Below are 21263 nucleotides of genomic sequence, written 5' to 3'. Positions count from 1 at the left end.
GTCCCCCGATGTCGCGAGACGGTCGCGGTCGTCGGCTCCGATCCGAGCCGGCGGTGCGAGGGCAGCGGTCATACCCGACCTCCGGTGCGAGCCGACAAAAATCCGACTCCGTAATTCGGGGTCCGGTTCTGTCTCTCGGTATCCGCCTCCGTCAGTCGGACTCCGCCTCGGCCGACCGGACGAGCGCGCGCAGCTCCTCGATAGAGTGCGGCTCGATCGGTTCGCGCGTCCCGTCGCTCGTGTAGAACAGGCTCGTCTCGACCGCCTTCTCGGGGAACCACTCGTCGAGGACGTGGTAGTAGACGCTGAGCTGCTTTTTGTACTCCGACTGGGCGCGCCGCGTCGCGTCCGTCTTGTAGTCGATCACCTCGACCCGGTCGGCAGTCACGTGGACGAGGTCGACGATTCCCGAGACGGTGACCCGGCGGCCGTCGACGTCGATCGGGAGCGTCACCGGCTCCTCGACGTGTTTCTCGCCCGACAGCCCGTCGAGCAGTTCGACGATCCGCCGCTCGTGGTCGTTCGACGGCGTCTCGTCGTCGCCGAGGGCGTAGGCTTCCGCGAAGTCGTGGACGCGCGAGCCGAAGTCCATTCCCCGCGTCTCGGGTTCGGATTCGTGATCCGGGCCGGCCTCCCGACGCTCTCCGGCCTCCTCGAACACCGACTCGTCCATCAGCGAGTGCGGTGAGTGACCGATCGGCCCGTCCGGCGCCGTCACCGCGAACGGCAGCTCCGCGTCGCCCGGCTCGCCGCGGTCGAGCGGCTCGACGTCCGGTTCGATCTCCTCGACCGCGACCGGGAGCTCCTCGAGGAACGTGTTCGGGTCCTCCCCGGCAGCGAACACGACGTGGCTCTCCGCACGCGTGACCGCGACGTACAGCAGCCGCCGCTCCTCGTCGTACTCGCGCGGCAGACAGCGCCTGATGACGTCGTGCCGCCAGTTGTCGTACACGTGCGGGTGAGCGCCCTCCTCCGAGTAGATCTTCCGCTGTCGGAGGCCGACCGGGTCGCGGTACCCTATCACGCTCGATCCGCCGCTCCGCGGCGGGAAGCGCCCCTCGTTCATGTTCGCCATGACGACGATCGGGTACTCCAGCCCCTTCGCCGTGTGAATCGTCTGAACGGTCACCGCGTCGTCGCCCGCGGTCGCGCGGACGTCGACGGTGCTGCCGGTCTCGACGCCGCGCTCGATGTGCCGGATCAGCTCCCCGCGGGTCGCCGTCGTCGAGTCGTGGACGGACTGGAGCGTGTGGAGGAGGACGTCAGCGACGTCGCCCGCGTACCCGTAGCGGTCGAGGACGCGGCGCGCCACCGCGCCGACCGACTCCAGTTCGCGGAGCTCGTCGCGGAACTCCGTCGGCTCGGTCGGGTACGTCCCCGTCTCAAGGGCGTGATCGATCTCGTCGAACGCATACCCGGCCCGTTCGAGTACCACGGCCCAGCCGCGGTCGGCGTCCGACTCTAAGATTCGGAGCCACGCGAGCAGCAGCTTCGCCGGGTCGGTCCGAAACAGCTCGACCCCGCCGTCGTAGGCCACCGGGAAGTCGTACTCGGCGGCGACGTCGAGGAGCTCGCGGCCGTAGTCCCGCGTTCGCGTGAACACCGCGATATCCCCGTACTCCGGCGGACGCGGCTCGCCGTCCTCGCCCTCGACGGCGTAGTCGTCGTTACCGACTATCTCCTGGACCTTCGAGAGGACGGCCTCGTGTTCGTCCTCGTGGCGGATCCCCTCGACGACCGTGTTGTCGAAGGCGGCGTTCGAGGAGAGGGCGACGACGTCGTCGAGGCCGGTCCCGACTGTGTCGCCGCTCGACGCCGGCGTCACGATCGCTCGCTCGGAGAGGTCGATGACGGACTCGGTGGACCGGTAGTTCTCCCGCAGTTCGATCCGGATCGGGTCGGGCGAGTCGAACGGGACCCTGTCCGCGTCGTCGTTGAGGTCGGCGGCGAACCGCTCCAGCCGGTCTTCGAACTCTAAGATGTTGTCCACGTCCGCGTACTGGAACGAGTAGATGCTCTGCTTCCAGTCGCCGACGACGCAGAAGTTGTCAGTGCCCGACAACAGCAGCGCGAGCTTGAACTGGACCTCGCTCGTGTCCTGGAACTCGTCGACCATGACGTACTCGATCGTCGCCGCCTCCCGAGCGCGCTCGTCCTCGCAGAGGAGGACGAACGCGAACAGCTGGAGGAAGCTGAAGGATAGGTAGTTGCGGCGCAGCGCGAATCGCAGGTACTCGACGTAGACGTCGTGGACGAACGCCTTGAGCCCGTCGCGCTCCTCGTAGAAGACCTGTCGCGCCACGTCGTCGTCGAGCCGCTTCGTCCCGCGGCCGCCCCGGAGCGTCGACTTCGACGGCGCGTCCGCCCGGTACGCCTTGTCCCGACCGAAGCGGCTCAGGTCATCGCGCAGCTCCGACTGTTTCCGGCCGTCGTTTCGGGGTCGGTTCGCCTCGTCGAACCGCGCTTCGAACGCCTCGAAGTCGCCGTCGAGGTGCGCTTCTCCGTCCCGATACCACCCGTCCGTCGTCGGGAAGATTCCCTTCGACGCGAGCTCCTCGATCAGGTCGAGTAGCTCGCCCGGCGCGGAGAGGATGCGATAGAAGTCGGCGTGTTCCGGGTGGTCGTCGCGGAAGCCGCCGAAGAACTCGCGGAACCGCTCGGCCTCGATCAGCTCGTCTTCGAGGATCCGCGTCGAGCCCGTGATCCGCTCGTCGAGGCCGAGGTGCGTCGGCGCGGCGTACCCGTGTTCCTGGAGGATCTCGTGGCAGTGCGAGTGGAACGTCCGGATCGGGGCGTCGGCCAGCTCCCGCAGCCCGTACCCGCTGTGGTCGACGATCCGCTCTTTCATCTCCGTCGCGGCACTCCGCGTGAACGTCGCTAAGAGCACGTCCTCCGGTTCCACGTCGGGTCGGTCGACGATCCGCCCGTAGCGACGGGTGACGGCGAACGTCTTCCCCGTCCCGGGACCGGCGTCGACGAGGTACGGGCCCTCCGTGCTCTCGATGAGCTCCCGCTGGACGTCGTTCGGCGTCGGCTCGCTCATCGCTCGTCCCCCAACAGCAGGTCGCGGTTGTCCACGCGCCGGTAGTTCGGCTCGCCGGCAAGCCCGTCGACCGGGAACCGCTCCTCGCCGGCCCGCCGGGCGTTGAGCTCCTCTATGCGCTCGTCGATGAACGCCTCGAAGGCGTCTAAGTCCTCGCGGAAGAACGCCCGCTTGCGGATACCGTTGAACTCTCGGATCGCTTGGTCCACGCCCTTCTCGGCGTCGACGTCCGCGGACGTCGCCGCGTCGACGGCGGCGGTGAACCGCTCGGCGAACTCGGAGTCGCGCAGCTCGTCTCGCTCCGTCGTCTCGGGAAACGTCAGGGGCGCCACGATCTCCTCGTATGCGGCGTAGCCGAGGTCCTCGAACGTCTCTCGGCAGTCGTTGTAGCCGTCCAGCAGCCGCTCGAAGGCCTCCCGGGACCCGATGTACTCGTCGAACGAGATCGGGTGGTAGGTGACCGTCGTGAGCGCGTCGTCGAGGTCGGCGTCGCCCGCGACGGCGTCGGCCATCGGTTCGAGGAAGTGGAAGAACGTGAACTCTATGCGCTCGTCCGGGCGGACCGTCCGGTAGTAGGTCAGGTACAGCGCGGCCTGGAAGTTCGGCGCGTCCGCCGGCGGGTCGAGCGCCGCGCCCTTGACGACCTGCGTGAGCCGCTTCTTGCGGCCGCTCTTGTAGTCGAGAAGCTGCGTCGGCGACCGCACGAGGTCGATCTTCCCCTTCACGCCGAGGGCGTCGTCCTCGAACCAGCGCTCGGTGAGCGGGGAGTCGACCGGCTCGTCGAAGTGCTCGGCGAAGAAGTTCGTTCCCCACCCCGACGCCGGCGTGAGGAACTCGTCCGACTCTGGTCCCTCCTCGTCGAGGTACTCCGTTATCAGGTCCAGGCCGACGCGATACGTCCGGCGGCGGAGCGGCTCGTCGGCGGCCGAGAAGAACGCCTCCGTCTCCGCGAGCATGGCGTCGACGAGGTCGTCGAGGTCGGCCGCCGCGACGACGTCGGGGTGGTTCACGTAGAACTCCGCGAAGTCGTGGAAGAGGTTCCCCTCGACGAACCGCTCCTGGTCGGGGGTGTCGAGGAGCCGCCCGAAGAGGTAGTCCCGCGGGCTGTTGACGTAGCTGTTGAGCGTCGACTGGCTGACCGTCTCGACCGACTGGGGGTCGACCCCGGTCGACTCGCGCTCGAAGCCCGCGCCCGTGGCCCGCGGCCGCCGCCGGTGTTCGACCGAGTCGAGGTCGCTGAACCGCTCGAACTCCTCGTCGAGCAGGTCGCCGAGGTACAGACAGGGGGTGATCGGCTCCCCGCCGGCCGCGTCCTGAACGAGGTAGTACTGCCGGTCGCCGCTCTGGAGCAGGCGCTGGAAGCTCCCGACGTAGCGGTCGAACTGCGCCTCGGTGTCCACCCACGGCCGCTGGGGCGCCGAGTGCGTCCACTCCTCGCCCATGCCGAGGTGGAAGACGACGGGGCGATCGACGTACGCGGAGGACTTCGCGTCGGCGAGGAGGACGCCCTCGTTGTCCCTGTCGACCGGGACCTCGTACGTCTGGAGGTAGTAGGCGAGCCGGTCGACGGCGCCGTCCGTCACGAGTTCGTCGGCGAGGCCGAGGCTCTCCAGCTCCTCGTCGAGCCGGCTCAGTTCCACGCCTGCCTCGGACGCGTACGCGTCGAGCGCCTCCGCGAACGTCCGGTCCTCGAGACGGTCGCGGAACGTTCGCAGCCACTCCACACCCGGTCGGTCGACCGCCGCCAGTCGCCGCTCGCGGTCGGCGATGGGCGCGTCGATCCCCAGCTGCGTGAGGACCGGAGCGGCGTCGCCGACGGTCGTCTCGGATCCCCGGAAGCAGAGCCGGAGGAGCCGGACGAACGCCCTGTGGTGCGGGTCGTCGGCGAACCCCGGACCGCCGTAGAAGGGGACGTCCGCCGCCTCGAACGCGGACTCGACGAGCGAGGAGTACTTCCCGCCGCCGTCGAGGACGACGGCGACGTGCTCGGCGTTGCGCGCCGAGACCGTGTCGAGGAGCGCGGCGACGACGTCCGTCGCCGACTCGAAGACGTGGAAGGGCGGGTGGTCGAACGCCTCGTCGGCGAACAGCTCGACGCGGTCGAACTCCTCCGGGAGGACGCTCCGTTCCAGCTCGGTCAGCTGATCGTGGCCGACGACCGCGACGGACTGATCCCCATTGACCGACCGATCCCCGTCAACGGACCGACCCCCGGCGACCGACCGATCCCCGTCAACGGACCGATCCCCGTTGACCGACAGGTCCTCGTCGACCGTGTACTCGCTGAGTCGCTTCGACGTCGTGCGGAGGGTCCGCATGACGTCGACGACCTCGCGGGTCGCGTCGTCGACGTAGGCGTCGTACTCCAAGATCGCGTCGAGGCGGCCTGTGTGTTCCCAACACTGGAGGACGTTCCCGACGGCGTACGCGACCGCCTTCCAGTCGTGGTCCGTCTCGGTGACCAGCTCGAGGAACGCGCGGCGGTCCTCCGCCTGCTCGCGCCGGCCGGCAGCGAGGCGACGCGGCGTGGTCGCGAACGTCCCGAAGTGCGGGCGGTCGAGGCGGCGGTTGATCGCGCTCGCCAGCGCGGCGTCGGGAGTCACGACGAGGTCGTAGTCGGCGACCTCCGCGTAGAGTGTCTCCGCGGGTTTCGCTCTCCGAATAGGCACGACTACCGCGACCCGGACGAGTCACAAAAAGATAGCGGGGACGCCGCCCTCGATCGTCTCACTCGTACAGCGAACGGTTGCTCCTCATCAGGTGATCTCTTCGATCAGCTCGAATCCATTCTTGAACTGAACGCGGTCGTCGAACCCGTTTCGCGAGAGTACAGAGACGATTCCCTCACCAGCGTCGATGTCGGCTGTCACGATACACGCGAACGCTACGTCGCCCGTGTCGAGACGTTCCGCCGCAACCGCCGCGAGCGCGGTGTCCGCCTTCTCAATCTGATCCTCCCGTCGATTCGACGACCGTGCGATGAACGTCCGCACGTCGTCCATCACCTGCGACACGGTACCGTTCGTGTAGTCCGGTTCGTCAGCGACCGCCACCCACCCCGCATCGATCGCGCTGTTGATCGGGGTCTGGCCCGGTGTACTCCGATCCGGTGCGCCACCGAGTTCGTCGTACACACGCTGTGGAATCACCAACGTGATGTCGTTCCGCCCGGCGAACCGCTCCAGCGCGGTGTACTTGTTGTTCCGCTGGCGGCCCCAGGCGACAAACAGCCCCGTATCCGCGACCCAGAGGACATCCGCCTGTATCGGATCGAATGCCCCACTCATCGCTGCTGCCGTCAGTCCGCTGTCTCCGGCGGTCGCTCGCTGGCACTCCGGATGTCCTCGAAGTACGGGTCGACCGACTCCATGTCGAGGACGACCTCTCGGAGGGCCTGTAAGACGGCGATAGCGAACGCGGGCTGCAGATCGAGTTCACGGGCAGCGACCCGCTCCGACATCTCGCCTTCGGCGTAGGGGATCGCGTACGTTAGTGCGGCCGCGAGCTTTCCCAGACCGTGCTTTTCGAGCAGGAGATCGAGATCCCGATCGCGGGGTGCGCGTCCGATCGCTTCGATGAGGATCGGAGTGACCGTGTATTCGTCCCCGTCGAGGTCGACGGTGAGCGTGATCGGGACCGCCGAATAGACGTGCGTCTTCTGTTCTTCGTCTCGCGTCAATACCCCGAGCTCAACGAGCGTGCCCGTATCGGAGTACGCGGTCGTCCGCGGCATCTCCAACGCGTCAACGACGCCGTCGATCGTGACGCCCCCCTCACGGAGGACGAACGTGTACAGCCGCGCCAGCCGTGGCTCCTCCAACAGCTGGGCCACCGACAGGAGGCCGTTAACGGCGCGCTCAGGCCCCTCGGCGGTTTTTGACATACAATACATAATTCATGTGTTGTGTAATAACGCTTTGGGGCACGTCTCGGAACCGAGACTGAATCGTGTTACACCGACTCGCGTAACGCCCAAACGTCGCTCGCCGGGTCCAGATTCGACGGTTCCGCGCCCCGTGAAGTCAGGATTCCGGCGTGATACAGCACCGCCTTCAGCTGGAACACGGTGGGCGAGTGGTAGACCTCCCCGTCGGTGAGGGGCTCGCGCTGTAACTCCCCGTCGGCGTTCAGGACGCGGCTCCGGACGTCGTCGTCCCCGCGGACGAACAGTTCGACCGTGAACGACGGGTGTAACTCGTGGAGGTACGCGACGACGTCCGGGAGGCTCGGCTCACTGATCCCGTCCTCGTGCATGTGCTGGAGCTCCTCGACGAGCAGCTGCGTCGCCGGATAGTCGTAGACGACGCGCCTCGTGAGCATGCCCCACTTCGGCGCAAGGTCACAGAAGCGCTCCCGCGAGCGCTTCCAGTCGTCGAACGTCGCTATCGCGGCCTCGACCGACCCGTACTCCCGCAGCGCGAACCTGACGACCTCCCGGCCGAGGGGTGTCAGCCGGGGAGAGGCGGGTTGGTCGTCGATGAGGTTCAGGAAGGCCGCCCCCGTCCGGGCGTCGTCGGTGGCGCGCACGACGTGCTCCGCGAGGACCCGTTCCGTGTCGCGCTCGTGGGAGACCGCGAGGGGGTACGCGAGGTAGTTCTTCGGGTGGTTGAGGCCGAACGACTTGCCGGCGACGCCCTGCGCGCCGGCCTGGAACCGGATGGCCGTCGTCTCGGTCGTCGTTCGGTTCCCGACGACGCGCGGCGTTTCGACCGGATCGACGGTGCCGTCGGGGGCCACGCCGAGGACGCCGACGTTGAGTTCGCGAGCGAGGGTTCTGGCGGACTGGGAGACGGTGTCCGCCGGGACCGCGACGTACGCGGCGTTCGCCTCGTGGAGCCGGTCGTACGCCTGAACGATGCCGCGCTCGACGTCGGCGTCGCGCCGGTTCGTGTGGCCCTTCGCTTCGACGACCACCAGCGGCGGGTCGTCGCCGAGGCGGTCCACGGCCAGTAGCTCGTCGCTCAACAGTCGCACGCCGACGAGGTCGGGGTAGCCGGAGCCGACGCGGACGTGGTTGAACGGCGCCAGTTCGTCCGTGATCGCCGGATCGATGGACTCGTTCGCGAGCCACCGGTCGGACGAGAACTGCGTGTCGACGACCGCGTACCCGTCGTCCGCGTCGGCGGGGAACAGACGGCGCTTCGCGTGCGCCAACACGCGCGGTTCCGAGAGCGGCGACGCCGCGCTTGCCATGACGGTCAGATGTTATCACCGGCTCATGAAGATGGGGGTAACGGTGAGCCCGGGAGGAGGATATGGGTCATTATCGCGGTAATCATTACTTCGAGTATGACCTTTTACGACCGGCCGGAGGAACTCGACGCCCTCGACGCGGACGAACCCGAAGGGTAGCGGACTGACCCGGCGGCGCTACTCGACGCCGAGTTCGCGGGCTGCGGCCGCGGAGATGGTGAGTCCGGCGTCGGCCGTAGTCACGCGTTCGTCGATCACGTCGTCGAGCACCTCGCGCAGTTCCGCGATGAACGAACTCGGCCGTTCGACCTGAACGCGCGTCGTCGACTTGTCGGCGTAGTTCAGCCCGCGGTGTCGAACGTAGGTCCGCGCGAACGACCGCCGGACCGACCGAGGAACGTCCCACACGACCGCAGGGAGCTGGTCGAGCGACGTCTTCGCGCCGGTCGGCGCGCCCATCGCGACGAGGCATCGACCGAGGACCGTTCCGTCACAGGTGGGGACGACCTCGGTCGCGCGGCCGGGCGTGTCGGCGTTGCGGGTGCGCGTCTCGACGCCGACGCGCTCGAAGGCCGCTCGAATCTCCGCGGCGCTCACGCGTTCTCCCGGCGTCACCGCGGGAGCGTAGTTGTCGGCGGGGATGCTCCCGCCGGCGAGGACGTGCGCGAGCAGGTCGACGAGCGCGGCGGCCGTCTCGCTGTCGGGATCCGGATCGAGCCAGCCGCGGTCGATCGCCGAGTTGATCCCTCGAACCGGATCGGGAACGGCGTCTTCGAGCCAGCCGCGGACGCGCTCGGCGGGGAGATCGAGCGCGCGCCCGACGTGATTTCGGCCGGTATTCTCGTGTCCGGCGGCGTACTCGCGGACGCGGCGGTAATCGAGGACCTTCTCCCACGGGTCCGGATACACGCGATCGCTGTACGTCCGGGAGAGAGACCGGGCCGTGGGGTCCATAATCACTGTAATCACGTCAACGAATTTGACCCTATCTGTCCAATTTTCTCCGTTGATATTCGTGGCAATAAGTACATATGTCACTCCTGCTTCTCTGCGAGTAACCAGCAACCGATCTGAACGAGCGTAGGGTTGTCTCGGGCGTCGACGGCGGCACCCGATCCTCCTAAATCTCGTTCGTCGGTGGCCGCTGGGTTCAAACAATGAAACCAAGCACCCAATCCAACGCGGACGACAGGGCAGTGAGTCCCGTCATCGGCGTCATCCTCATGGTCGCGATTACCGTTATCCTGGCGGCCGTTATCGGGACGTTCGTCCTCGGACTCGGCGACCAGTTAGGTGACACCGCGCCGCAGGCGAGTTTCGAGGTAGATGAAGTGACACTAAACGCCACCCCACCCGGTGACGTGAATGTCGGAATCACAAAGACGGGCGGTCAGGATATTGATCCGAGTCAAATTACAATATCCCTTGACGGCACCAGAAGCGGAACTGTCGCGAGCAATTCCAGCCTTTCAGATCCTTGGCAAAGTGGGGTTAAGGGAACTGTGGGACTGATCGGTAGCGGGTACGATACCGGTGATACCGTGGAAATCAGACTCATCCACGATCCGAGTGGGAACGTGATCTACGAGGACACAGCGGAAGTCAGCTAAGAATCTAAATTAATTCTTCACTCGTTCATTTCTCTGATCTCAGAGATCGATTGTTACCATCAACAGCTTTCTGTCACCTACTCGGGTACTCATAAACGCTGTAGATCCCGATTAGGACCGAGCTGTGGGATTCATAGAACTGAGAAATACTCCAATTATTTTATCCATCCACTAATTTTCTCCGTTGATATTCGCGCCATCAAGTACATAAGTAGACCTTCTAGACTAAGTAGTAACCAGCAACCGATCTGAACGGGCTCGGGGTTGTCTCCGGCATCGACGACGCCAGAGTTCTCTCGAGACCGCGTTCAACGATGGCCGCTGGGTTCAAACAATGAAACCAAGCAACCAATCCAACGCGGACGACAGGGCAGTGAGTCCCGTTATCGGCGCATCCTCATGGTCGCGATTACTGTCATCCTCGCGGCCGTTATCGGGACGTTCGTTCTCGGACTCGGCGACCAGTTAGGTGACACCGCGCCGCAGGCAAGCTTCGATGTTGAGAGTGCTGACGATACCTCAGTTGATATTACCAAAACTGGAGGGCAAGCAATTCCTACCGGTGATCTCACCCTCTCGATTGATGGGACAAGGTTCGATAATGCCTCTATTAGTGGCAGTGGTGACTGGCAAACGGGTGAAACAAGAACCTTCACGGAAGCCAACCCAGATGAATTCCCAGGCGGTGAAGCTACGGTTCAGCTTATCCACGACCCGAGTGGGAACGTGATCTTTGAGGCAGCAGCCGACTTCAGTAGTCCATAACGACTGCTACCCTCTCCACCAGCTTTCTATTTTTGTTCCGTACCACAAGCCAAGCAAATCGGTGTTGAACTGCTGATCGTCGCAGGATCCAATCCATCATAAGTCTCGCAAATGTTCTGTTTCAACTGAATCATGTGGGCGAGCACGACGTCAGAAGAGCTTAGCCGACACAGCCACGGACAATTGTTTATAAGCGTGCGATCTGGGCGAAAGATCTGAATCTGTGAGGACCGCGCGGCTGAGGTTCGGTTGAAATTCGCTCGTCGACAGCGATCGGCGTGGCGACCAACCGCAACCCAAACGAGGATCGCTGTGAGCTACGATCCGGCGATCGTCGGTCGGTACGGGAAGCTCGTCGAGCTGTGGGCGACGGACTGCTACTCGCTCACGCTCGACTATCCGGTCGTGGACGGACTCAAGTTCGGCGCGAGCGACGAGGACGGCCGCCCGTGGGACGTGAAGGGGTCGATGGCCAACGGCGTTCGACCGACGTTCAAGTTTTAGGAGGACCAGCACGAGACGCTCGCCGACGCTGACGGCGGCTACGCGCTCATGTGGTACCGGGCAGAAGGGAGAGAAATAATTGTCGTGTCGTCGCAGACGGTTCGGGCTCGGGACTTAGAAATCACAGATTGGACGAATCCCAGTGAGACACATTATCGGAGTCATTCGCGGGAGGCTCAAATTCTCTCGGTCCGTCTACAATAGATTGCTAATTGCTGACCCACCGATTCTCGTATCTGCTCTCAAGTCGTTTTTGAATCAAGTCTGGCTTTATCCCTATCTCTATGAGCAAACACGCTTCAATCAGCTGTTGGAGTCCCCAAACTAGCTTCGTACGGTCCGGTCCATGTGCCGCTTTCTTTTCTAGAGCTTTGGTACGGTGGGAAAAATAATTTCGAGTGTCTGCCGTCAATTTCTCATCACCAAGTATTGAATAGGGAAGATCCTCAATAATCGGTTCAACTGCTTCTGTTATCTCGTTCAATCGTTTTCTAAGAGATTTACTATTAGCATGTTTTATTGTCCCGTCTTTCAGAGACTGAACAAAAGAACTTGGAATATCATGTATGTCACGCAAATTGTCTGTCGACTTGCTTAATTGGGGGTATACGTCCGAAGGATTTCGCGTCAATAAATCAATTATATCGTCGTATAAGTCATCATAGTCTGTTTTGGACATGTATGTATTGCTGAAACGATTTCTGTGGTATGATTCCAAACCGTGGCACAGACTGAGTATTTTATTGTCAACATACATTTGATCTTGATGTACCGTAGCAAAGTATAACTCGTAAATATCACCGATCTCTTCACTCCTATCGTACCAGTAATTCAACACCCTTGAAAACGAATCTGCGATTTCTGGTGGCCTAAACGGCATTCGAGATGGATGTACACTGATGTCCTTCGTAGGCTCTCTCCGAACCTGATAGAAGATCTCGACATTCTCCGGAGGACCACCATATGTTCGAATTTTGGCAGTTATTTCACTTGGGTCTACTGAGTGCCCCATACCGAGTGAAACGAAATTATTGAGTTTTGTTATATGTGGTATATACTTTTTTAGAGGCATCTGTGGGCGACGAGGATTAATAGAAAATCTGTGTTGGATATCAAGCGAACCCCTCTCAAATCTTTCAAGTTTCATATTAGTCTTAACTTCCAGTCCGAGTTTAATCCCATTGCGCCAAGCAGAGATTTGATCCGGCATATCAACAAGGATAGATATTTGATCGGGAGCTCCCGACTGTGCTTGTAGCGCCTGGTCCCCTGGTCGAGGGTTGGCCAATGCTGCCCACTTATTCAAACCATAGAAAGAAAGATACATTCTATCCAGTGCTGGGTTCATGGCTTGAAACGCAAATCCCTCAACCAAATAGCGGGCCTTATAGACAGATGTTGGCAATCCGTTTGAAATAGAGTATGAATCACGAATACAATCAATCAGTGTTATCATTTCCCCATCCTCATTAACTCCCATAATTTTGCTATATCTCTGAGATCCTCTACTGGGTCCCCGCTTAGCGTCGGGGAAGTCACTGAGTAGGCGTAGTTCAGCCCCCTCTGATGGGTGATACTCAAGTGTTCCAGAAAACATTTCGTCGGGGTAATTCTCTATCCACCAATTTCCTTGATACGTTCTACTCTCCATAGTTCAGACAATAAACAAGTATGTAAAAAGATGCCGGCAATTGTGTGAGATCCTGAAAGCACAGCAGGTACCTTAGCTGTGTGGCCTTAGCCACACCCTAACCGCCAACCGACCCCCCGGTGTCGGTTCGGCGTCGACGAGCAGCTCGTCGAGCCCGGATCCGTGCTTGTGTTGCGGTCGAGATCGTCGCGAACCAGCCGGTAGAGAGGATCGATCGCTCGACCCGAGGGGGTCGCGATCGGTGACGTATTGAACCCGATTTCAGGGCCGGGTCCGGAAAGAATCGCTTCGCCCGATTCCGTAGCGTAGCGAGTCGCTACGAAAGAATCAGCAGTAGCCGCGAAATGCTCGGTAAGTAAGTGGGCGCTACAGGATTTGAACCCGTGGCAACTTGGTCCGAAGCCAAGCACTCTGTCCAAACTGAGCTAAGCGCCCTCATCGCCGTGTACTTCCGAGAGCGTGTTAAGTCCCGCGATCCGAAATCGCCGCCGCGCAGTCCGACGGTTCCGCGCCGACTCCGGCGGTCGATCGATTCGCGGACGTGACACGTTCCCGCGATCCGGGGGTGTGGGATCCCAGGGTCGTGCCCGAATTCGACGCCTGATCGGGTCCACGACCGCACCGAGTCGCGCCGCCGTCTCGCAAGGGGCGATCAAAAAGAATATTATTCGGAGCGGGCATGTTCAGGTAGTAGATGTGTCTTGGTCGCCCGGCCTCGCGGCCGAACGAGTGGCTCGCGCCGACGACGTCGCCCCCGAGGTGCGTCCATGTATGAGCTGACGCCGCACTTCGACGCCGAGGTCGACCCCGGGACCAACATCATGTTGACCGGCCCGCCGCTCAGCGGGAAGCGGTCCATCATGATGGACGTCCTCGCCGCGGGGACCGACCGCGACGAGGGCGCCATCGTCGTCACCACGAAGGACGGCGCCGACCGGGTGCTCCGCGACTACGAGAAGCGGACGCCCTACGAGGGGAAGCCCGTCGCGGTCGTCGACTGCGTCACCCGCCAGCAGGGCGGCGACACCCGCGAGTCCGACCGGATCAAGTACGCCTCCTCGCCGGTGGACATGACGGGGATCGGGATCAAGCTCTCCGAGTTCCTCCAGGCGTTCGGCGACCGCGGCATCGAGCGGAACCGCGTGATGGTCCACTCGCTGTCGACGCTGCTGATGTACTCCGACCTCCAGACGGTGTTCCGGTTCCTCCACGTGTTCACCGGCCGCGTCCAGAGCGTCGACGGCCTCGGGCTGTACAGCATCGACTCGACGGCCCACGACGACCAGGCGATGAACACGCTCAAACAGCTGTTCGACGGCATCGTCACCGTCCCCGAGGACGGCGAGCCCGAGATCCGGCTCCCCTGACCGGGAGACGGCGGCCCGCGCCAGTTCCCGGACCGCGACGACGTGGGATCCGCTTAATCGCGTCGCGACCGTAGGAGAAGTCATGCCCATCACCGACGACGCGGGCCTCGACCGCCTGCTCGACGCCGAGACGATAGCGGTCGTCGGCTGTTCGACGACGCCCGGAAAGGCCGCGCACGACGTGCCCGCGTACCTCCAGAAGCAGGGGTACCGGATCGTCCCGGTGAATCCGTTCGCCGACGAGGTCCTCGGCGAACCAGCGTACGACGCGCTGGGCGACGTCGAGGAGGAGATCGACCTCGTCGACGTGTTCCGGCCGAGCGAGGAGGTTCCGGACGTCGTCGACGCCGTCCGCGAGCGGCACGCCGAACGGGGCGACGCCGGCGCGCTGTGGCTCCAGTTAGGGATCAGCCACGACGAGGCGGCCGCGGCCGCCGAGGCCGACGGAATCGACGTGGTTCAGGACCACTGTCTCAAGGTCGAACACGGTCGACTGCGTGGGTGAGCGGCACAGATCTGTTGCCATTCCCTCTCTCAGGCGGTTTAAATCCGCAATAGCCGGTCGCCGAAGCGTTCGTCTTGATTGTTGGGAAAGTGGGTGAATCGGATCATCCGGGGTTGTTAATAAGAAAAATCGGGCTGTCGCGGTCGGCTATTTATAAATAGACAGTGCGTCTGCGGTGAACACCGCCAAAGCCCCAGCCGCGAGGCGGGCGCACGCTCGCTGTGCTCCTCGCTCAGTCGCTACCGCTCCTTCGCTGCGGTGCTTGCGTCGCCTGCGCCCGCCTCACGGCTGCCCCTTTGAGTCCCGCCCCGCACAGCACAGCGCCTCACGCCTCCCCAGCCTCGTCGCTGGCGGCCTTCGCTTCGCTCGACCGCCAGCGACTCCCTCGCGCGTGCTCCTCGCGGCCTCCGCTTCGCTCCGGCCGCTCGCAGGCACGCGCCACCGCGGATATTTATAAACGATCGTTGCCGCCGCTCAGATCCTATTTAAATATCGCACCGCTCGCGATCACGACGCCCCCCTCGAACGAATCACCCCTCCCACTCCTCGAAGCTGCGGTAGACGCCCTTCGAGAGGTAGCGCTCGGAGGAGTCGGGGAAGACGGTGACGACCGTGTCGTGCGGGGCGTTGATCGCGCCGTCGCGCACCTCGCGGGCGACGCGTTTCGCCGCGATCGCGTTGGCGGCCGACGAGGAGGCGACGAGGTGGCCCTCCTCGCTCGCGAGCCGACTCATCTCCTCGTGGACGTCGCGGTCGTCGATCGCGACTATCTCGTCGACGAGGTCGGGATCGAACAGCTCGTTCCGCTCGGTGTCGTGGGTGCCGATCCCCTCGGTCTTGTACTCCTCGTGGTCGACGTCCTCGCCGAGGAACTCGCGGTACGCGGAGCCGGCGGGCTCGACCGCGACGACGTGGGTGTCCGGGTCGCGCTCGCGGAAGTAGCGGGCGATCCCCATCAGCGTGCCGCCGGTGCCGCAGCCGGCGACGACGGCGCCCACCTCGCCGTCAAGCGCCGCGTCGATCTCGGGCGCGGTCGTCTCGTAGTGCGCCTCCGCGTTGAGCGGGTTCGAGAACTGCTGGGGGACGACCGCGTCGTCCAGCTCCTCCGCGATCTGGTGGGCACGGTCGATCGCGAGCCCCATCCCCTCGTCGCTCGGCGTGTTTACGACCTCCGCGCCGAGCGCACGCATGAGCTGCTGTTTCTCCACCGAGAAGCGCTCGGGGACGACGAAGATCGCCTCCAACCCCAGCTGCTTGGCCGCGACGGCGAGCCCGATCCCGGTGTTGCCGGCGGTCGGCTCGACCACGGTGCCGCCCTCACCGACGTCGCCGCGCTCCAGCATGCGTTCGAGCATGTACTTCCCGATGCGGTCCTTGACGCTCGCACCGGGGTTGAACGACTCCAGCTTGGCGTACACCGGCACCGACTCCGGCGCGTCGTGGACCTCGACGAGCGGCGTCTCCCCGATCGTCTCCAACACCGACGACAGGGGCTCCCGATGATCGGTCATGGCGCGGCAAACGTTGCCTCGGGATTTGTGTGTTGCCATCGCTCCCGCCGGATCCGGGGCTCCGGAGCGGCGGCAGCCCTTGCCGGAGAGCGGGGGTCATTGCCGGAGTTCGGGGCGGCGAGTCCGGCCGCGCGTGCGAGCCCACGCCACGGATCGAACACACTTATGGCGGTCGTCCGGCTCCGATGCTGTATGAGCGAGACCGATGCGGAGGCCGAGGTGACGGTCGTCCTGCCGGACGGATCAGAGCTGACCGTGCCGGCAGGGTCGACAGTCGAGGACGTCGCCTTCGAGATCGGCCCCGGGCTCGGTCGCGACACCGTCGCGGGGAAGATCGACGGCGAACTCGTCGAGAAGTACGCCGAGGTCGACGACGGCGATCGGATCGAGATCGTCACCGACCAGTCGGACGAGTACCTCACGGTGTTGCGCCACTCTGCGGCCCACGTGTTCGCGCAGGCGCTCCAGCGGCTCCACCCGGAGGCGACGCTGACGATCGGGCCGCCGACCGACGACGGCTTCTACTACGACGTCACCGACGTCGACGTCGACGAGGACGACCTGGCCGCCATCGAAGACGAGATGGACGAGATCATCGCGGCGGACTACGACATCGAGCGCGAGGTCCGGTCGCGCGAAGAGGCGACGGAGGTCTACGCCGACAACGAGTACAAGCGGCAGATCCTCGACGAGGAGGCCGACGGCGAGGAGGTCACCTTCTACGTCCAAGACGGCTGGGAGGACCTCTGTCAGGGCCCCCACGTCGAGTCGACCGGCGAGATCGGCGCCGCGACGCTGCTGGAGGTGTCCGCCGCCTACTGGCGCGGCGACGAGGAGAACGACTCGCTGACGCGCGTGTACGGCACCGCCTTCGCGAGCGAGTCGGACCTCGAGGAGTACCTCGAACTGCGCGAGCAGGCCCAGGAGCGCGACCACCGGAAGATCGGCCAGGAGATGAACCTCTTCTCGATCCCGACGGTGACCGGGCCGGGGCTCCCGCTGTACCACCCGCCGGGGAAGACCGTGCTGCGCGAGCTGTCCGACTTCGCGAACGAGCTCAACCGCGACCACGGCTACGAGGAGGTCGAGACGCCGCACGTGTTCCGGACGGAGCTGTGGAAGCAGTCCGGCCACTACGAGAACTACAAGGACGACATGTTCCTCCTCGACGTCAACGACGAGGAGTACGGCCTCAAGCCGATGAACTGCCCGGGCCACGCGACCATCTTCGACCAGCAGAACTGGTCGTACCGCGACCTCCCGCAGCGCTACTTCGAGAACGGGAAGGTGTACCGGAAAGAGCAGCGCGGCGAGCTGTCGGGCCTGTCGCGCGTCTGGTCGTTCACCATCGACGACGGCCACCTGTTCGTCCGGCCGGACCAGATCCGCCAAGAGATCGAGTCCGTCATCGAGATGATCTTCGAGGTCGTCGAGACGCTCGACTTAGAGGTCGAGGTCGCGCTCGCGACTCGTCCCGATAAGTCGGTCGGCGGCGACGAGATCTGGGAGTCCGCGGAGGAGCAGCTCCGCGACGTGCTCGAATCCGGCGGCTACGACTACGACGTCGAGCCGGGCGACGGCGCCTTCTACGGGCCGAAGATCGACTTCGGCTTCGAGGACGCCTTGGGCCGCGTCTGGGACGGCCCGACCGTCCAGCTGGACTTCAACATGCCCGACCGGTTCGATCTGACCTACACGGGCGAGGACAACGAGGACCACCAGCCCGTGATGATCCACCGCGCGCTGTACGGGAGCTACGAGCGCTTCTTCATGGTCCTCATCGAGCACTTCGACGGCAACTTCCCGCTGTGGCTCGCGCCCGAGCAGGTCCGCATCCTCCCCGTCTCCGACGAGACGCTCGGCTACGCCCACCGCGTGAAAAACGAACTGGAGGACGCCGGGTTCCGCGTCGAGGTCGAGGACCGCGACTGGACCGTCGGCCGCAAGATCCGCGCGGGCCACGACGACCGCCTCCCGTACATGGTGATCGTCGGCGACGACGAGCAGGAGGCGGGGACGGTCTCGGTCCGCGACCGCTTCGAGAACCAGCGCGGCGACGTCGACCTCGACGCGTTCGTCGACCACCTCGTCGACGAGCGCGACGAGAAGCGGACGGAGCCGGACTTCGTCGACGCGGAGTAGTCGGCGTTCAGGCCGGCTCGACGCCGCTGACCTCGAACCGCGCGCCCCTGTCCTCGGACTCGACCGCCCGGACCGCCCAGCCGTGCGCGTCGGCGATCTCCGCGACGATGTTCAGGCCGAATCCGGTCCCCTCGGGGTCCGTCGTGTACCCAGTCTCGAACACCTGCTCGCGCTCGGCTTCGGGGATTCCCGTCCCGTCGTCGGCGACGTAGAACCCGTCGCCGTCCGCGAGCGGCCCGACGGTGACGGTCACGTCGTCGCCGCCGTGTTCTACGGCATCGTCGGGCTCCGCCCGACTGCTCGTGGAGTTGTGCTCCACGGCGTTTCGGAACAAGTTCTCTAAAAGCTGTCTGAGCCGCGCCTCGTCGGCCGAGATTTCGAGTTCGTCGACCGCGGCGCGGAACGCTCCGCTCCCGCTGTCCGTCGTCTTCCAGGCGTCCCTCGCGAGCGCGACGAGGTCGACGGGCTCCGGGTCGTCGACGTCGTCCCCCTCCCGCGCCAGCGTGAGCAGGTCCTCGATGAGCCTTTCCATCCGCGAGAGCGACCGCTCGATCGCCTCGACGTGCTCGCTGTCGGACTCGTCGGCGAGGAGGTCGACCCGTCCCCTCGCGGCCGTGAGCGGGTTCCGGAGGTCGTGGCTCACGACGCTCGCGAACTCCTCAAGCCGGTCGCGCTCGCGTTCGAGCCGCTCGGCCGCGCGCTGCCGCTCTAACTCGTAGCTCACCCACCGCGTCAGCAGTTCCACGAACGTCCGCTGCGTGTCCGTGAACGGCTCGCCGCGCGGCGTCGTGGCGGCGAAACACAGCGTCCCGTACTGCTCCCCGTCGACCTCGACCTTCCCGCCGATGTACGTCTCGAGCCCGAAGTTCTCGTGTGCGGGGTCGCCGGCCCACCCCTCATCGGTCGCGTCGACGACCGTCAACAGCGTGTCGCGCTCGATGGTCCGCTTGCAGTACGCCTCGTCGAGCGGGCAGGTCTCTCCGGGCTGCAAGAGGGGGTGTTCGGCGTGAGAGACCTCGACGTGTTGGGTCCCGTCCTCGATGCGGGTGACGAACCCGTTGGACACGTCGAGATACTCGCAGCCGAGCGCCAAGATCGCCTCGACCTTCTCCTCGAACGTGCGGTCGTGGTCCGAGGAGACCGCGTACAGCCGCTGGATTGCGCGGAGGCTCTCCCGCTGTCGCCGCTCTAAGTCGCGCCGCTCGGTGACGTCCCGGAGGTAGACCGAGAGCCCCTCGTCGGACGGGAACACACGGGCCTCGAACCAGGTGTCTAACGGCTCGTAGTAGGAGTCGAACGAGACCGGCTCTTGGGTCGCCATGGCCCGGTGGTACTCGTCGTAGAACTCCGTCTCGGCCGACCCCGGGATCGACTCCCAGAGGTTCGCGCCCTCGACCGACTCGTCCGGGCCGAGCGCGTCGTCGCTCATCGCCGACCGGAGGATCCGGCGCCCCTCCTCGTTGGCGTAGGTGACCGTCCAGTCCGCGTCAAGGGCGAAGAAGCCGTCCGCCATCCGATCGAGCACGGTTCGGAGGTCTTGGTCCGAGTCCGATCCACGCGCCGAGTCGGGCATGCGAGCGGGTACGCGGCGCGACGGTTTAGGTGCCGGGGATCCGCGGTCGAATCGGCCTCACTGACGGCGTTTCGAATCGATATGCGCTCCGTGACGCTCGGTCCGCAGGGTCGTTTTGGGCCGATCGTTCCCGGTTCCGTCGGGTTTTTCACGCCGCTGGTCCGGATCCGAGGTATGTCGAACGCCCACGCCGAGCGCGACGCCGAGGAGCGACCGCCCGAGGTCGGGGAGCTGACGCCGCCGGACCGCACGCTGATGGGCCCCGGTCCGAGCGACGTCCACCCGCGCGTGCTCAAGGCGATGAGCACGCCGCTGGTCGGCCACCTCGACCCCTCGTTCGTCGAGATCATGGACGAGGTACAGGAGCTGCTGCGCTACACGTTCCGCACCGACAACCAGTGGACGATTCCGGTGTCGGGGACGGGCTCCGCCTCGATGGAGGCCGCGATCGGCAACCTCGTCGAGCCGGGCGACACGATGCTCGTCCCGACGAACGGCTACTTCGGCGGCCGGATGAAGTCGATGGCCGAGCGCGCGGGCGGCGAGGTCGTCGAAGTGGAGGCGCCGTGGGGCGAGCCGCTCGACCCCGTCGACGTTGAGCGCGCGTTCGACGCACACCAGCCCGACGTGTTCGGGTTCGTCCACGCGGAGACCTCGACGGGCGTCCTCCAGCCGGACGTCCCCGAGCTGACCGACATCGCGCACGACCACGACGCCTTCGTGATCGCCGACTGCGTCACCTCGCTGGGCGGCGTCGAGATGCGCGTCGACGAGTGGGGCGTCGACGTCGCCTACTCGGGCCCGCAGAAGTGCCTCTCGTGTCCGCCCGGCGCGAGCCCGCTCACGCTCAACGACCGCGCGATGGACAAGGTACTCGACCGCGAGGAACAGCCCCGGTCGTGGTACCTCGACCTCTCCCTCCTTGAGGGGTACTGGGGCGACGACCGCTCGTACCACCACACGGCGCCGATCACGAACGTGTACGCGCTCCGCGAGGCGCTCCGGCTCGTCGCCGAGGAGGGCATCGAGGAGCGGTGGGCGCGCCACCGCGAGGTCGCCGGCGAGCTGAAGTCGGGGCTTCAGGATCTGGGGCTGGAGATGAACGCCCCCGACGAGTACTGGCTCCCGAGCCTGAACGCGGTACAGGTACCCGACGGCGTCGACGACGGCGCCGTCATCGACCATCTCTTGGAGGAGTACGACCTCGAAATCGCCTCCGGCCTCGGCGACCTCGAAGGCGACATCTGGCGGATCGGCTGTATGGGCTACTCCGCCCGGCCGAAGAACGTCGAGTACGTCCTCGCGGCGCTGGAGGACGCGCTGGCAGAGCAGGGGTTCTGAGCGGTCGCCGCGGCGCGTCTGCGGGGGTCCCGACCATCGAGGGGTTTTTTCGTGTCCG

General features: G+C 64.7%; 15 protein-coding genes, 1 tRNA gene and 1 pseudogene. 7 read left to right on the top strand and 10 right to left on the bottom strand.

The window, feature by feature from the left end; all coding sequences use genetic code 11:
• Window positions 1-151: 151 nt before the first annotated feature.
• The 6 genes from B378_RS0107235 to B378_RS0107210 form a co-directional block, all read right to left on the bottom strand.
• Window positions 152-3043: an exodeoxyribonuclease V subunit beta gene (locus tag B378_RS0107235; protein ID WP_017343144.1), complete on the bottom strand. Its 2892-nt coding sequence runs from the start codon at window positions 3041-3043 to the stop codon at window positions 152-154.
• Window positions 3040-5712, bottom strand: a complete 2673-nt coding sequence (locus tag B378_RS0107230; RefSeq protein WP_017343143.1) for a PD-(D/E)XK nuclease family protein — start codon at window positions 5710-5712, stop codon at window positions 3040-3042. The genes B378_RS0107235 and B378_RS0107230 overlap by 4 nt, the downstream gene beginning before the upstream one ends.
• An 87-nt stretch (window positions 5713-5799) precedes the next feature.
• Window positions 5800-6330, bottom strand: coding sequence for a hypothetical protein (locus tag B378_RS0107225; protein ID WP_026046212.1), 531 nt, complete (start codon window positions 6328-6330; stop codon window positions 5800-5802).
• Between the two features lie 11 nt (window positions 6331-6341).
• A complete protein-coding gene (locus B378_RS0107220) occupies window positions 6342-6926 on the bottom strand; it encodes a helix-turn-helix domain-containing protein (protein WP_017343141.1) in 585 nt (194 codons plus the stop codon).
• 68 nt (window positions 6927-6994) lie between these two features.
• On the bottom strand, window positions 6995-8236 hold the full coding sequence (locus tag B378_RS0107215; protein ID WP_017343140.1) for a hypothetical protein: 1242 nt from the start codon (window positions 8234-8236) through the stop codon (window positions 6995-6997).
• 177 nt (window positions 8237-8413) lie between these two features.
• Window positions 8414-9190 carry a hypothetical protein gene (locus B378_RS0107210; RefSeq protein WP_017343139.1) on the bottom strand — a complete coding sequence of 259 codons (777 nt, stop codon included), beginning with the start codon at window positions 9188-9190 and terminating at the stop codon, window positions 8414-8416.
• A 203-nt stretch (window positions 9191-9393) separates the two neighbouring features.
• Here B378_RS0107210 and B378_RS0107205 point away from each other — a divergent pair, with 203 nt between their 5' ends.
• The 3 genes and pseudogenes from B378_RS0107205 to B378_RS17290 all read left to right on the top strand — a co-directional run bounded on the left by B378_RS0107205 (window position 9394) and on the right by B378_RS17290 (window position 11115).
• Window positions 9394-9846: a type IV pilin gene (locus B378_RS0107205; RefSeq protein WP_017343138.1), complete on the top strand. Its 453-nt coding sequence runs from the start codon at window positions 9394-9396 to the stop codon at window positions 9844-9846.
• 334 nt (window positions 9847-10180) lie between these two features.
• A pseudogene (locus B378_RS16380) lies at window positions 10181-10611 on the top strand (type IV pilin).
• A gap of 312 nt (window positions 10612-10923) precedes the next feature.
• Window positions 10924-11115, top strand: coding sequence for a hypothetical protein (locus B378_RS17290; protein ID WP_017343137.1), 192 nt, complete (start codon window positions 10924-10926; stop codon window positions 11113-11115).
• 208 nt (window positions 11116-11323) lie between these two features.
• Here the strand turns inward: B378_RS17290 and B378_RS16745 are convergent, their stop codons facing one another.
• Complete coding sequence (locus B378_RS16745) at window positions 11324-12766, bottom strand: HEPN domain-containing protein (protein ID WP_155118194.1); 1443 nt, start codon at window positions 12764-12766, stop codon at window positions 11324-11326.
• Window positions 12767-13126: 360 nt separating this feature from the next.
• Window positions 13127-13201 (bottom strand) — tRNA-Arg (locus B378_RS0107195).
• Window positions 13202-13533: 332 nt separating this feature from the next.
• Here B378_RS0107195 and B378_RS0107190 point away from each other — a divergent pair.
• Window positions 13534-14133: a hypothetical protein gene (locus B378_RS0107190; protein WP_017343136.1), complete on the top strand. Its 600-nt coding sequence runs from the start codon at window positions 13534-13536 to the stop codon at window positions 14131-14133.
• Between the two features lie 82 nt (window positions 14134-14215).
• Window positions 14216-14638: a CoA-binding protein gene (locus tag B378_RS0107185; RefSeq protein ID WP_017343135.1), complete on the top strand. Its 423-nt coding sequence runs from the start codon at window positions 14216-14218 to the stop codon at window positions 14636-14638.
• Between the two features lie 530 nt (window positions 14639-15168).
• Here B378_RS0107185 and B378_RS0107180 read toward each other — a convergent pair.
• Window positions 15169-16149: a PLP-dependent cysteine synthase family protein gene (locus B378_RS0107180; RefSeq protein WP_017343134.1), complete on the bottom strand. Its 981-nt coding sequence runs from the start codon at window positions 16147-16149 to the stop codon at window positions 15169-15171.
• Between the two features lie 165 nt (window positions 16150-16314).
• Between B378_RS0107180 and thrS the strand changes: the two genes are divergently transcribed.
• Window positions 16315-18291: a threonine--tRNA ligase gene (gene thrS / locus B378_RS0107175; RefSeq protein ID WP_026046210.1), complete on the top strand. Its 1977-nt coding sequence runs from the start codon at window positions 16315-16317 to the stop codon at window positions 18289-18291.
• Between the two features lie 7 nt (window positions 18292-18298).
• Here thrS and B378_RS0107170 read toward each other — a convergent pair whose 3' ends face one another.
• Entirely contained in the window at window positions 18299-19864 is a 1566-nt protein-coding gene (locus B378_RS0107170) for an ATP-binding protein (RefSeq protein WP_017343132.1), read from the bottom strand.
• Between the two features lie 174 nt (window positions 19865-20038).
• Between B378_RS0107170 and B378_RS0107165 the strand changes: the two genes are divergently transcribed.
• Window positions 20039-21205, top strand: a complete 1167-nt coding sequence (locus B378_RS0107165; RefSeq protein WP_017343131.1) for an alanine--glyoxylate aminotransferase family protein — start codon at window positions 20039-20041, stop codon at window positions 21203-21205.
• Window positions 21206-21263 lie beyond the last annotated feature (58 nt).

This window comes from Halorubrum sp. T3 (assembly GCF_000296615.1).
Lineage (GTDB): Archaea > Halobacteriota > Halobacteria > Halobacteriales > Haloferacaceae > Halorubrum > Halorubrum ruber.
Note: the sequence above shows the minus strand (reverse complement) of the source record. Positions and strands in the feature narration are given on the sequence as shown.